Source organism: Nocardioides marmorisolisilvae, from assembly GCF_031656915.1.
GTDB classification, from domain to species: Bacteria; Actinomycetota; Actinomycetes; order Propionibacteriales; family Nocardioidaceae; genus Marmoricola; species Marmoricola terrisoli.
The window spans coordinates 164,280-176,840 of the sequence record NZ_CP134227.1; the positions used below are offsets into that span (position 1 = coordinate 164,280).

General features: G+C 67.0%; 12 protein-coding genes. 7 read left to right on the top strand and 5 right to left on the bottom strand.

The window, feature by feature from the left end; all coding sequences use genetic code 11:
* Positions 1-10 precede the first annotated feature (10 nt).
* From ctaC to Q9R13_RS00795, 4 genes are all read left to right on the top strand, one after another.
* Positions 11-892, top strand: coding sequence for an aa3-type cytochrome oxidase subunit II (gene ctaC, locus Q9R13_RS00780; protein ID WP_310963129.1), 882 nt, complete (start codon positions 11-13; stop codon positions 890-892).
* Entirely contained in the window at positions 889-2,619 is a 1,731-nt protein-coding gene (ctaD, locus tag Q9R13_RS00785) for an aa3-type cytochrome oxidase subunit I (protein WP_310963130.1), read from the top strand. Before ctaC ends, ctaD begins: the two co-directional genes overlap by 4 nt.
* A complete protein-coding gene (locus Q9R13_RS00790; protein ID WP_310963131.1) occupies positions 2,616-3,011 on the top strand; it encodes a cytochrome c oxidase subunit 4 in 396 nt (131 codons plus the stop codon). The genes ctaD and Q9R13_RS00790 overlap by 4 nt, the downstream gene beginning before the upstream one ends.
* A gap of 191 nt (positions 3,012-3,202) precedes the next feature.
* Positions 3,203-4,390: a L,D-transpeptidase gene (locus Q9R13_RS00795; protein WP_310963132.1), complete on the top strand. Its 1,188-nt coding sequence runs from the start codon at positions 3,203-3,205 to the stop codon at positions 4,388-4,390.
* Positions 4,391-4,494: 104 nt separating this feature from the next.
* Here the strand turns inward: Q9R13_RS00795 and Q9R13_RS00800 are convergent, their stop codons facing one another.
* From Q9R13_RS00800 to ctaE, 5 genes are all read right to left on the bottom strand, one after another.
* A complete protein-coding gene (locus tag Q9R13_RS00800; protein WP_310963133.1) occupies positions 4,495-5,442 on the bottom strand; it encodes a type IV toxin-antitoxin system AbiEi family antitoxin domain-containing protein in 948 nt (315 codons plus the stop codon).
* Positions 5,443-5,692: 250 nt separating this feature from the next.
* Entirely contained in the window at positions 5,693-7,429 is a 1,737-nt protein-coding gene (gene qcrB / locus Q9R13_RS00805) for a cytochrome bc1 complex cytochrome b subunit (protein ID WP_310963134.1), read from the bottom strand.
* Positions 7,430-7,436: 7 nt separating this feature from the next.
* Positions 7,437-8,492 (bottom strand): cytochrome bc1 complex Rieske iron-sulfur subunit, encoded by a 1,056-nt coding sequence (gene qcrA / locus Q9R13_RS00810; protein WP_310963135.1) that lies wholly within the window; start codon positions 8,490-8,492, stop codon positions 7,437-7,439.
* Positions 8,489-9,352, bottom strand: a complete 864-nt coding sequence (gene qcrC / locus Q9R13_RS00815; protein ID WP_310963136.1) for a cytochrome bc1 complex diheme cytochrome c subunit — start codon at positions 9,350-9,352, stop codon at positions 8,489-8,491. The genes qcrA and qcrC overlap by 4 nt, the downstream gene beginning before the upstream one ends.
* 25 nt (positions 9,353-9,377) lie before the next feature.
* Positions 9,378-10,016, bottom strand: coding sequence for an aa3-type cytochrome oxidase subunit III (ctaE, locus tag Q9R13_RS00820; protein WP_458295158.1), 639 nt, complete (start codon positions 10,014-10,016; stop codon positions 9,378-9,380).
* Between the two features lie 128 nt (positions 10,017-10,144).
* Here ctaE and Q9R13_RS00825 point away from each other — a divergent pair, with 128 nt between their 5' ends.
* From Q9R13_RS00825 to trpD, 3 genes are read left to right on the top strand one after another with little or no spacing between them, the layout of a single operon-like run.
* On the top strand, positions 10,145-11,083 hold the full coding sequence (locus Q9R13_RS00825; RefSeq protein WP_310963137.1) for a cytochrome c oxidase assembly protein: 939 nt from the start codon (positions 10,145-10,147) through the stop codon (positions 11,081-11,083).
* Between the two features lie 10 nt (positions 11,084-11,093).
* Positions 11,094-11,522: an Rv3143 family two-component system response regulator gene (locus Q9R13_RS00830; protein ID WP_310963138.1), complete on the top strand. Its 429-nt coding sequence runs from the start codon at positions 11,094-11,096 to the stop codon at positions 11,520-11,522.
* Between the two features lie 3 nt (positions 11,523-11,525).
* Positions 11,526-12,557: an anthranilate phosphoribosyltransferase gene (gene trpD / locus Q9R13_RS00835; protein WP_310963139.1), complete on the top strand. Its 1,032-nt coding sequence runs from the start codon at positions 11,526-11,528 to the stop codon at positions 12,555-12,557.
* Positions 12,558-12,561 lie beyond the last annotated feature (4 nt).

The following is a 12,561-nucleotide window of genomic DNA, read 5'->3' on the forward strand; positions in this document are numbered from 1 at the left end:
GGGCTCGTTCGTGAGTCTGGAGCTCCCCAAGCGCGCGCGCACCTTGGCGTTCGTCGTCGTCGGCCTCTCCTCCCTGTTCCTGCTGAGCGGTTGCTCGAGCGCGGACAAGGGTGAGTGGAAGCGACTGGCGATGCCGGTCCCGGCCACTCAGGAGGCACCGCACACGCTGCACCTGTGGCAATGGGCGTGGGTGGCGGCACTGATCACCGGCGGCATCGTGTGGGGGCTCATCTTCTACGCCTCGTTCCGGTTCCGCCGGCGCCACGAGGACGAGGTCCCGGTCCAGACGCGCTACAACCTGCCGATCGAGATCTTCTACACGATCGCCCCGATCATGATGGTGATCGTCTTCTTCTTCTTCACCGTCAAGACCCAGAACGAAGTACTGCACCAGTTCGAGCACCCTGACCGGACGATCACCGTCGTCGGCCAGCAGTGGTCCTGGACCTTCAACTACAACCTGGGCTACGACGACACGACCAACAAGTTCGTGCCCACGGGCAAGGTCGTGTACGACGCGGGCACCACCGCCAACCGACCGACCCTCTGGCTGGTCAAGGGCGAGCGCACCGAGTTCCACCTCTACTCGCCCGACGTGATCCACTCCTTCTGGGTGCCGGACTTCCTGTTCAAGATGGACGTCGTACCCGGGCGGGACAACAAGTTCGGGCTGACCCCCAGCAGGCTGGGCACCTTCGAGGGTCGCTGCGCCGAGCTGTGCGGCCTCTACCACTCGCAGATGCTCTTCAACGTCAAGGTCGTCACCAAGCCGCAGTTCGACGCCCACATGGCGGAGCTGGCCAAGCAGGGCAACACCGGTGAGGCGGTCGGCGGTTCGGATGTCTCCACCCAGACCGGTCTCGAGACCACGCAGAACGGAGGACAGCAGTGACTGCCGTTTCCGACGCACCCGTCGTGACACCCCAGCGGACGCTGGGGCAGCAGGTGGTACGGATCCTCACCACCACCGACCACAAGCTGATCGGGAAGCTCTACCTGGGGACGTCGTTCGCCTGGTTCATCATCGGCGGGATCATGGCGCTCCTGATCCGGTCCGAGCTGGCCTTCCCTGGTGAACAGATCGTCAACGACGAGACCTACAACCAGCTGTTCACGATGCACGGCACGATCATGCTGCTGCTGTTCGCGACGCCGCTGTTCTTCGGCTTCGGCAACGCGATCATGCCGCTGCAGATCGGCGCGCCCGACGTGGCGTTCCCACGGTTGAACATGTTCAGCTACTGGCTGTTCCTCTTCGGTGGCCTCATCGCGGCCTCCGGCTTCCTGTCACCGCAGGGCGCCGCGGACTTCGGCTGGTTCGCCTACTCGCCGCTGTCCGACGCGGTCCGTTCGCCCGGCATGGGCGGCGACCTGTGGGTGATGGGGCTGTGGATGGCGGGTCTGGGCACCATCCTGGGAGCCGTCAACTTCATCACCACGATCATCTGCATGCGTGCCCCGGGCATGACCATGTTCCGGATGCCGATCTTCGTCTGGAACACACTGGTCACCAGCCTGCTGGTGCTGATCGCGTTCCCGATCCTGGCCGGTGCGCTGCTCTCGCTCGAGGCCGATCGCAAGCTCGGAGCGCACGTCTTCGACGCGGTGCACGGCGGTCCGATCCTGTGGCAGCACCTGTTCTGGTTCTTCGGCCACCCCGAGGTCTACATCATCGCGTTGCCGTTCTTCGGCATCGTCACGGAGATCTTCCCGGTGTTCAGCCGCAAGCCGGTGTTCGGCTACGTCGGTCTCGTCGGGGCGACCATCGGCATCGCAGTGCTCTCCGTCGCCGTGTGGGCGCACCACATGTTCGTCACCGGCGCGGTCGACCTGCCCTTCTTCTCCGGCATGACCTTCCTGATCGCAGTGCCTACCGGCGTGAAGTTCTTCAACTGGATAGGCACGATGTGGGGGGGATCCATATCCTTCGACACACCGATGCTCTGGTCCGTCGGGTTCCTGACCACCTTCCTCTTCGGTGGCCTGACCGGCATCATCTTGGCGTCGCCGCCGCTGGACTTCCACGTGTCCGACTCCTACTTCGTGGTGGCGCACTTCCACTACGTGGTCTTCGGCACCGTGGTGTTCGCGATGTTCGCGGGCTTCTACTTCTGGTGGCCCAAGATGACCGGCAAGATGCTCGATGAGCGCTTGGGCAAGATCCACTTCTGGCTGCTGTTCGTCGGCTTCCACACCACGTTCCTCGTCCAGCACTGGCTGGGTGTGGAGGGCATGCCGCGTCGGTACGCCGACTACAGCGCCTCCGACGGCTTCACCACCCTCAACCAGGTGTCGACCATCGGCGCGTTCCTGCTGGCGTCGTCGATGATCCCGTGGTTCATCAACGTCTACAAGAGCTCCCGGACCCCGAAGGTGCCGGTGGACGACCCGTGGGGTTGGGGTCGTTCGCTCGAGTGGGCAACAAGCTGCCCGCCGCCGCGGCACAACTTCAACTCGATCCCGCGGATCCGTTCCGAGTCGCCGGCCTTCGACCTGCACCATCCGGAGATCGCAGCGTTGGAGTATGCCGAGAACGAGAACATGGAGCGGGTGCTCGCCGACGCGCCTGAGGTCAGCGGGCGACGCGAGCACCTCGACGAGAGAAGGGATGACCGATGAAGTCCGAGGCATGGATCTTCGTGATCTGCACGGTGTTCTTCGCGCTCGTCGCCCCGGCGTACTGGTTCATCACCTATGACCCGACCGGCACCTCGGCACTGGTGATGACGACCCTGCTGATGGCGCTGTGCAGCTTCTACCTCGGCTTCCACGCCTCCCGGATGGAGCCGCGTCCCGAGGACCGCAAGGACGGCGAGATCGCGGAGGGAGCCGGCGAGCTGGGCTTCTTTCCGCCGTACAGCTGGTGGCCGCTGTGGTGCGGACTGACCCTGGCGATGATCGTGCTCGGCGTGGTCATCGGCTGGTGGCTGGTCGTGATCGGCTCCGTCCTCGGCCTGGTGGCACTGCAGGGGCTGATCTTCGAGTACTACCGCGGCGAACACGCGCACTGACGCGACGAGCGGTGCGAGCGCGCTCGTGCTCCGCAACTCGTGACGGACGCGTGATGAGGCACACCTCGTGCCCTGGCGAGAACTGAGGGTTCTCGTTGTTAGGCTTTCACCCTGTTCTGATGGCCGAATGCGCGAGCGGCGGCCGCTGAAGCGAGGGAGAAGCCCCGATGTATCGTGCCCCGAGGCGCACCGTGACCGTCTTGGCGGTGGCGACCGTGGCGGCGCTCGCCATGTCCGGCTGCAGCGCCGCGAAGGTCCTCGAGACCAGCTCGGGCACGTCCGGGTCGCCGACCTCCTCGCCCACGCCGAAGGTTCCTCAGGTCGCGATCCACATGAACGTGCGTCGGCACGCGACGCGGGTCGCGGTCGACCAGAAGATCAAGGTCTCGTCGACGAACGGCGAGCTGCAGCAGGTGACGCTCACCGGCCCTGGCGGCACCGTGCCGGGCAAGCTCGCCACCAACTCGCAGGTCTGGAAGGCGAGCGGGCTGCTGCGTGCAGACTCCAAGTACGTCGTGCGTGGGCTTGCAGTCGACAACGAGGGACTGCGCAAGCACTTCACCCGCAAGTTCCACACCCGCAAGCTGACCCTGGACCAGCAGACCTATCCCAGCTTCGTGCCCACCGCCGGTTCCACGGTGGGGATCGCGATGCCGGTGATCATCCGCTTCGACGTACCCGTGACCGACAAGGCGTCGATCGAGCGACACCTGAGCGTGGTCAGCCAGCCGGCTCAGGCGGGCGCGTTCCACTGGATCAGCGACAACGAGGTGCACTGGCGGCCGAAGACGTACTGGAAGCCCGGGACCGCTGTGACGGTGAAGGCCGATATCGGCAGCGTGCCGGCGGGCAACGGGATCTACGGCCAGCTGGACCGGGAGGAGACCTTCCACATCGGCCGCGGCCAGATCACCAAGGTCAACGTCGCAGAGCACGAGCTGAGGGTCTTCCGCAGCGGCAAGCTGATCCGGACCATCCCGGTCACGTCCGGCGCGGAGCCGAAGTACACCACCCGTTCCGGCATCAAGGTGATCGTGGAGAAGGATCGCCGCCACGACATGAACTCCGAGACCATCGGCATCGACCCGAACAGCGCCGACGGCTACAACCTCAAGGGAGTCGAGTACGCCATGCGGCTGACCTACTCCGGCGAGTTCCTGCACGCCGCGCCCTGGTCGGTTGCATCGCAGGGCCACGTCAACGTCAGTCACGGCTGCACCGGCATGTCCACCTCGAACGCCGGCTGGCTCTACAACCACACCCTCATCGGCGACCCGGTGGAGTTCTCCGGCACCAACCGCCAGATGACCCTCACCAACGGCTACGGCGACTGGAACGAGTCGTTCGCCCAGTACAAGCAGGGCTCTGCGCTGTCGTAGCTGGGTGACTTTCCCAGGTTAAGAACCCAAGGGTCACGTTCACCCAGGAGAGTTCGTGTGTGAACGTGACTGTTCCTGGGGGAACGGCGGGCGTACGTCGTGGCTCAGGCTGCCGCGTCCCGCATCGCTTGACGAATCTGGGCTGCGACCCACTGCGGACGTGCCAGGTCGGCCCACACGAAACGGACGAAGCGCCATCCGGTGAGCCGCCGGATGAGGTCCTCGCGCTGCTTCTCCCGGAAGACGACGTCGCCCGGATCGTCACCGTCGTGATACGGGCGCAGATACTTCGCCCTGCCGTCGAACTCGCCGAAGAGACGGTGCTGCTGCCATGCGAAGTCCGTGGAGGCGATGAGCCGGCCGGCGTCGTGGACCTCCCACTGCAACTCCGGCGTGGGGAGTCCTTGGCGCCAGAACAGGTGCCGGGCGCGCGTCTCGCCTACGGACTCCGCTCGTCCGTCCATGTGATGCAGCACGACATGGAAGGGCTGTGACCCCGGCCAGTTCGTGAATCGTTCATTGAAGTCCCGCAGCTCCGCGGGGGTCGTCATCTGGGTGAACAGAGCATTGTCCGCCGAGACGAGCCCCGACTCGGTCGATGTGATGGAGGCGTGCTCGATGACTGCTCGGCCCGGCCTCACCACGGGGAGGCCCTGTGCCGTGGACAGGTCGTTGTCGTTGCACAGGCCGACGTGGTGCACGACGTCGACCTCCCGCCGATAGGCACCCTCGTCCAGCCGGGTGGCGTGGACGCGGGAGAGGTCGGCTCCCCAGACCGCGATCCCGTGCAGCACCAGCGCCGTGGTGTGGCTGAAGGCGATCGGGCCGGGCGTGGTCCGCGCGACCGCACGGGCGAGTACGACGTGCCGCTCCTCGGCGCTGAGCGTGGCCCAGACGTCACCGAAGCAGTAGGCGCCGTGCCGGACCCGGTGCCAGATGCCCTGCCGGCGCATCGCGGCGATGGCCGCCTTGGTGTAGCCGGCATCGAGCGCCTCCCGGTAGAGGAAGACGCCGTCGTGGTGCGCGATGGCACGCAGCGGGTCGTCGTTCATGCCGAACAGCGTGGAGGGCGTCCGGTGCTCGCCGCCGTACGACGTCCGCATCCTGTGGGCGGAACCGTCGAGCGCCTCCCTGTGGACGCAGAACGGTCGACCCGCGGGGCAGCAAGGGCGAGGGCCGCCGTGGCACGGGGGAGGAGAGCGCTCAGGCGGGCGTCCTCACATGGCAACGGTCCTCTTCACACACCAACTCTCGTGTGTGAAGGGGACCGTTGGCTGCTTAACCTGGGAAAGTCATTTCCCGTCAGTGCTTGTGCGTCAGGTCGTCACCCTCGACGTCGTGCATACCGTCGAACTGATGACCGTCCGCGGGATGGTCGAGCAGTGGCGCCTGGTGGGCGGCCTCGTGATCGGCGTGGTGGTGGGCGTCCTCGAGCTCGGCCGTTGTCGGCTTCTGGACGTTGTCGGCGAACCAGGCGTGCGACAGCTTCGCGCGGACGGTGTCCGCGCGGGCGGTCGGGGCCGGGACCCCGTTCGCGTCGGTGCCGTTCGGGGCGGAGTGGATCTCGTCCCGCTCCCGTGCGGTGAGCGTGTACTGGCGCTCGATGGACAGCGGCAGGTGCTTCTCGGAGTAGCCGCCCTCGGGATCACGCATGATGACGCCGGACTCGTAGCCGTGCAGCAGCATGTCGTTGTCGTGGCGCTGCAGCGAGATGCACCAGCGCTTGGCGATCATGAAGACGATCACCGGCAAGATGAACACCGCGACCCGCATGAACCGGCTGATGTCCTCCATGTTCAGGTGGAACTGGGTGGCGATGATGTCATTGCCGCCGGCGGCCCACAGCAGGCCGTAGACGGTGATCATCGCCGCCAGGAACGCCGTACGGGTCGGAGCGTTGCGTGGACGCTGCAGTAGGTGGTGCTCACGTCGGTCGCCGGTCACCCACTGCTCGATGAACGGATAGGCGAGCACGGCCGCGAGCAGCGCGATCGGAGCGATCTGGCCGGGCAGGAAGATGTTCCAACTGATCGTGATGCCCCACAGATGCGTCTCCCAGCCGGGCATGATGCGCAGCAGGCCCTCGGCAATGCCCATGTACCAGTCGGGCTGTGAGCCTGCGGTGACCTGGTTGGGCGTGTAGGGGCCGTACTTCCAGACCGGGTTGATCGTCATCAGTGCGCCCATCAGGGCCACGACGCCGAAGACGATGAAGAAGAAGCCACCGGCCTTGGCCATGTAGACGGGCAGCATCGGGAAGCCGACGACGTTCTGCTCGGTGCGTCCTGGGCCGGGCCACTGGGTGTGCTTGTGGTAGACGAGCAGCAGCATGTGCGCGCCGATGAGTGCGAGCAGCAGGCCGGGCACCAGCAGCACGTGGGCGATGTAGAGCCGCGAGATGATCGCGTCACCGGGGAACTCACCGCCGAACATGAAGAACGACATATAGGACCCGACCACCGGCGTCGCCTTGACGAGGCCGTCGGCGATCCGCAGGCCGGTGCCGGACAGCAGGTCGTCGGGCAGGGAGTAGCCGGCGAAGCCCTCGACGATGCCGAGCAGGATCAACACGCCGCCGATGAGCCAGTTGAGCTCACGCGGCTTGCGGAACGCACCGGTGAGGAACACCCGCATCATGTGAACGAGCATCGCTGCGATGAAGAGCATCGCCGCCCAGTGGTGCATCTGCCGCATCAGCAGGCCGGCACGTACGTCGAAGGAGATGTTCAGGGTCGAGGCGAACGCCTCGGACATGCTCACACCGCGGAGAGGGGAGTAGGTGCCGTTGTACGTCGTCTCGGCCATGCTCGGCTTGAACCACAGCGACAAGAACACACCGGTGAGCAGCAGCGTGACGAAGCTCCACAGCGCGATCTCGCCGAGCATGAAGGACCAGTGGTCGGGGAACACCTTGCGGATGTTCTTCTTGGCCATCGCACCGATGCCCAAGCGCTCGTCGGCCCAGGTGGCTGCGCCACCGAGCTTCGACGGCTTGTCTGCGGTGGCCGGCGTGGTGCGGTTGCTGGAGATGGTGCTCATCTGAAGATCAGCCTCGTTCCCAGAAGCTCGGTCCGACAGGCTCGTGGAAGCCGCTCTGCGCGACGATGTAGCCCTCGGAGTCGACGGTGATCGGCAACTGGGGCAGCGGTCGAGCAGCGGGCCCGAACACCACCTTGCCGTTGTCGCCCAGATCGAAGGTCGACTGGTGGCAGGGGCAGAGCAGATGGTGGGTCTGCTGCTCCCACAGCGAGATCGGACAGCCCACGTGGGTGCAGATCTTGGAGTAGCACAGGATCCCGTTGATCCCCCAGTTCTCACGGTCCTTGGCCGGGGTGATGTCGTCAGGGTCCATCCGGACCAGGATCACCGCAGCCTTCGCGGTCTGCTGCAGCAGTGCGGTGCCTTCGTACTTCGGCTTGCCGTCAGGACCGAGGTTCTTGGGGTCGAAGACCTCTGGCTCGCAGTTGACCAGCTGGCCGACCTCGAGGTCCCCGGGCTTGATCGGGTTGAAGCCGACGTCCTGGACGACGCGCATGCCCTTGCGCCACACCGTCTCGTACAGCTTGTGGCCGGGCAGCGGGCCGAGGTCGCGCAGTGCGACGATCGCCGGCAGTCCGAGCGCGCCCATCGCGACCAGCAGCGAGTTGCGGATCAGCGGCCGGCGGCCGATCCCGGACTCCTCGACGCCCTGGGTGAAGGCGGCCACCGCCTCGGCGCGATCCTCGTCACTGGAGGACGCGGAGTGGCGGTACTCGACGATCTCGTGGTCGCTCATCAGCTTGCGCGCCCACTGGATCGCGCCGATGCCGATGCAGAGCAACGCGAGGCCCAGGCACAGGCCCAGCACCACGTTGGAGGCACCCAGGCCGAGGATGACGGTCGGGTGCTCGCCGATGCTGAAAGCGAAGTAGGCGACGCAGAAGAGGATCGCGAAGATCACCGAGAGGCCGAAGAGCATCGCGACCTGGCGCTCGGCACGACGCTCCGCGGCGGGGTCGACGTCGGTGGGACGCGGCTCGTGCGGGGGGAGGCCCGGGTCGGCGATCGGCTCGTGGGTGATCTGCTCGAGCTCGTGGCCGTGGCCGTTCTGGTTGTCACTCACGCGTCAGCCTCCACCTTCTTCTTCGAGCGTGCCGTGTGGGCAGCGATCCAGATGGCCGCCAGCACGAGCACGCCGATGCCGACGATCCAGGCGAACAGACCCTCCGAGACGGGGCCCAGGGATCCGAGGCTGAAACCTCCGTACCCGGGCTCGGAGTTGATCGCCTTGATGTAGCCGACGATCTCGCGCTTGTCCTGGGGTGAGAGAACGCTGTCGGCGAAGACGGGCATCTGCTGCGGACCGGTGATCATCGCCTCGAAGATCTGCCGCGGGGTGTCCTCGTAGATCTTCGGTGCGAACTTGCCCTCGGGCATGGCTCCGCCGTGGCCCTGGAAGTTGTGGCAGGCGGTGCAGTTGGTGCGGAAGAACTCGCCACCGCGGGAGATCTCGTCCGCGCTCATCCCGTTGATGTCGGTCTCCGACGAGGACGGTACGGCGGGGCCGGGACCCAGCGAGGCGACGTACGCACCGAGCTGGCGGATCTCGGTGGAGTTGAAGACCGGCGTCTTGCGCAGCGCTTGGACGCCGGGCTGGGCCATCGGCATCCGTCCGGTGCTCACCTGGAAGTCGACGGCAGCGGCGCCCACGCCGACGAGGGAGGGCCCGTGGTTGTGGCCGCGCCGGGTGACGATCCCCTCGGCGTTCTTGCCGTGGCAGGAGGCGCAGCTCACCAGGAAGAGTGCGCGGCCCTTGGCGACATCGTCGCTGTTGGCCGTGCTGGCGGCGCCGTTCGCCGGGGCGAACATCGCGTAGAGGCCGCCGGTGAGCAGCAGGCCGAGGAGGATGACCGCGGGACCGGCCAGTCGGCTGCGCCGCTTGCTGGAGATCCTGGCGGAGATCTTGTCGCTGAGGAGTCGCACTGAGGAGTCCCTATCCGGTCCGGCGCTACTTGATCAGGTAGATGGTTGCGAACAGGCCGATCCAGACCACGTCAACGAAGTGCCAGTAGTACGACACAACGATCGCGGTCACGGCCTGCTCGTGAGTGAACTTCCGGGCCAGGAACGTGCGGCCCAGCACGAAGAGGAAGGCCACCAGCCCGCCGGTCACGTGGAGACCGTGGAAGCCGGTGGTCAGGTAGAACATCGTGCCGTACGACGACGCCGGGATGGTGATGCCGTCGTGGATCATGCTGGTGTATTCGGTGGCCTGACCGGCGATGAAGATCGCGCCCATGATGTAGGTCAGCACGAACCACTCGCGCAGCCCCCAGCCCTTGACGTTCAGGACACTGCCGACGCGGCCGACCTGCCCGCGCTCCGCGGCGAAGACGCCGAGCTGACAGGTCAGCGACGACAGCACCAGGATCGTGGTGTTCACCGAGGCGAACGGAACGTCGAGATGCGCCGTCGACTGGGCCCACAGCTCGGGGCTGACCGCCCGGATGGTGAAGTAGCTGGCAAACAGGGCCGCGAAGAACATCAGCTCGCTGGAGAGCCAGATGATCGTTCCGACGCTGACCATGCTGGGCCGGTCATGATGCCCGTGTAGACGGGACGCAGGAATCGCCGATGCAGTCGCCACGCGGTCATTATGTCGTGAGTGCGCCCGATCGGCACCCCGACCCCCCTGTGTGGGCCGTCATCTTCTTCACATCGGCTGCTCACCTGCCCCGGAGCGCCGCTGAGGAGGCGCAGACTTAGGGTCCTGCCATGCCCGAATGCCTCGCTGCGATGCCGCTGCTGACGCTGCTGCACGCCGACGTACCCGGCCTGCCGCGATTCGGGCCGTCGGTGATCTGGACGCAGTGGGGACTGGACCCGTGGCTGTTCGTCGGGATCGTGTGGATCGCTGGCGCCTATGTGTACGGCGTGCGCGTGATCCACCGCCGCGGCGACCGCTGGCCGGTCGGCCGCACGCTGTCCTTCGTCCTCGGTGGAATGGGACTGCTCTACTTCGCGACCAGCTCCGGACTGGCGGCGTACGACGACACCCTGCTGAGCGTGCACATGGTCCAGCACATGCTGCTGATGATGCCGGTGCCGCTGTTCCTCGCCCTCGGTGCGCCGGTGACGCTCGCGTTGCGTACCTTCCGGCCCCGGCCACGCCGCTGGCTGCTCTGGCTGCTGCACTCGCCGCTTGCCCGGGTGCTGACGTTCGCGCCGCTGACGCTCGCGGTCTACGTGCTCAGCCCATGGGTGCTCTACTTCACCGGTTGGTACGACGCCTCGCTGCGCAGCGACCTCGTCCACGAGCTGATGCACGTGCACCTGGTCCTCGCCGGCGCGGTGTTCTTCTGGCCGCTCGTGGGAGTCGACCCGGTCCCTGGCCGGCTCGCGCACCCGTTCCGGCTCCTGCTCGTGTTCCTCACGCTGCCGTTCCATGCATTCCTCGGTGTCACGATCATGAGCCAGAGCACCCTGATCGGCGGCGACTGGTACCCGCACCTGCACCGCACCATGGGCTGGCTGCCGGATCCGCTGGCCGACCAGCACCTGGCCGGCGGCATCCTCTGGGGGTCGGGCGACCTGATCGGGCTGATGTTCTTCGTGGTTCTCTTCGTGCAGTGGGTCCGCTCGGCGAAGAGGGAGGCCGAGCGGGAGGACCGGCGGCTCGACCGGGTGGAACGCCTCGCCGGTGCGGGCCGGTAGCATCAGCCGCGTGACTGACGCCACTTCCTCCGTGCCGCCTGCGGACCCGCTCCGGGTGCTGGTCTACAGCGACGACGCCGACACCCGCCAGCAGGTGCTGCTGGCGCTGGGCAGCCGGGTGCACCCCGATCTGCCGCCCCTTGAGTACGTCGAGGTGGCGACCGAGCCCGTGGTGATCCAGCAGATGGACACCGGCCGCATCGATCTCGCCGTACTGGACGGTGAGGCCGCGCCGGTCGGGGGCATGGGGATCGCTCGCCAGCTCAAGGACGAGATCTACCAGTGTCCGCCGGTGCTGGTGCTGACCGGGCGTCGCGACGACAACTGGTTGGCGACTTGGTCCCGCGCCGACGCAGCGGTGCCGCACCCCCTGGACCCGATGGAGCTCGCCGAGGCAGTGATCCGGCTGCTCAGGTCGCGCGTCCCCGCGACGCGCTGAGCGATGAGCGTGTTCACCTGGCCGGAGGTGCTCACCGGGCTGATCTCCGGCGCTGACCTGAGCACCGAGCAGACGGCCTGGGCGATGGACGAGATCCTCGCCGGCAATGCCACCCCGGTGCAGATCGCCGGCTTCGCTGTGGCGCTGCGCGCGAAGGGGGAGACCACCGACGAGCTCGAGGGACTGGTCAGCGCCATGCTGGCCAACGCCAAGCCGATCGCGGTGCCAGGGCGGCTGCTCGACGTCGTCGGCACCGGGGGAGACCGGTCGTTCTCGGTGAACATCTCCACGATGTCGGCGCTGGTCGCGGCCGGCGCCGGTGCCATCGTGGTCAAGCACGGCAACCGCTCGGCCTCGTCGAAGTCGGGTTCGGCAGACGTGCTCGAGGCGTTGGGGGTACGACTGGACCTGCCGATCGCGCGGGTCGCTGAGATCGCGGGGGAGGTCGGGATCACCTTCTGCTTCTCCGCCGCCTTCCACCCGGCGATGCGGCACGCGGCCGCCGCACGGAGCGAGCTCGGGGTCGCGACGACGTTCAACGCCCTCGGGCCGCTGGCCAATCCGGCCCGGCCCGCCGCCCAGGCGATCGGCTGCGCCGACCTGCGGATGGCGCCGCTGATGGCTGGCGTCTTCGCGCGCCGAGGGGTGGATGCCTGGGTGTTCCGGGGCGACGACGGGCTCGACGAACTCACCACCACCACGACTTCACGCCTCTGGGTCGTCAGCGACGGCACGGTCACCGAGACCACCGTCGACCCGGCGACTTTCGGCCTCCCCCAGGGCACCGCCGAGGGGCTGCGCGGCCAGGACGCGGCGTACAACGCCGACGTCGTACGCCGGCTGCTCGCCGGTGAGACCGGTCCCGTTCGCGATGCGGTGCTGCTCAACGCGGGTGCCGCGATCGCTGTGCACGCCGCTGCGGCCGGAGGCGTCGACGAGCGACTGGCCGCCGGGATCAGTGCGGCTGCGGATGCGATCGACTCCGGCGCGGCAGCCACCAAGCTGGATGCCTGGGTGGCTGCCTCGCACGACTGATCCC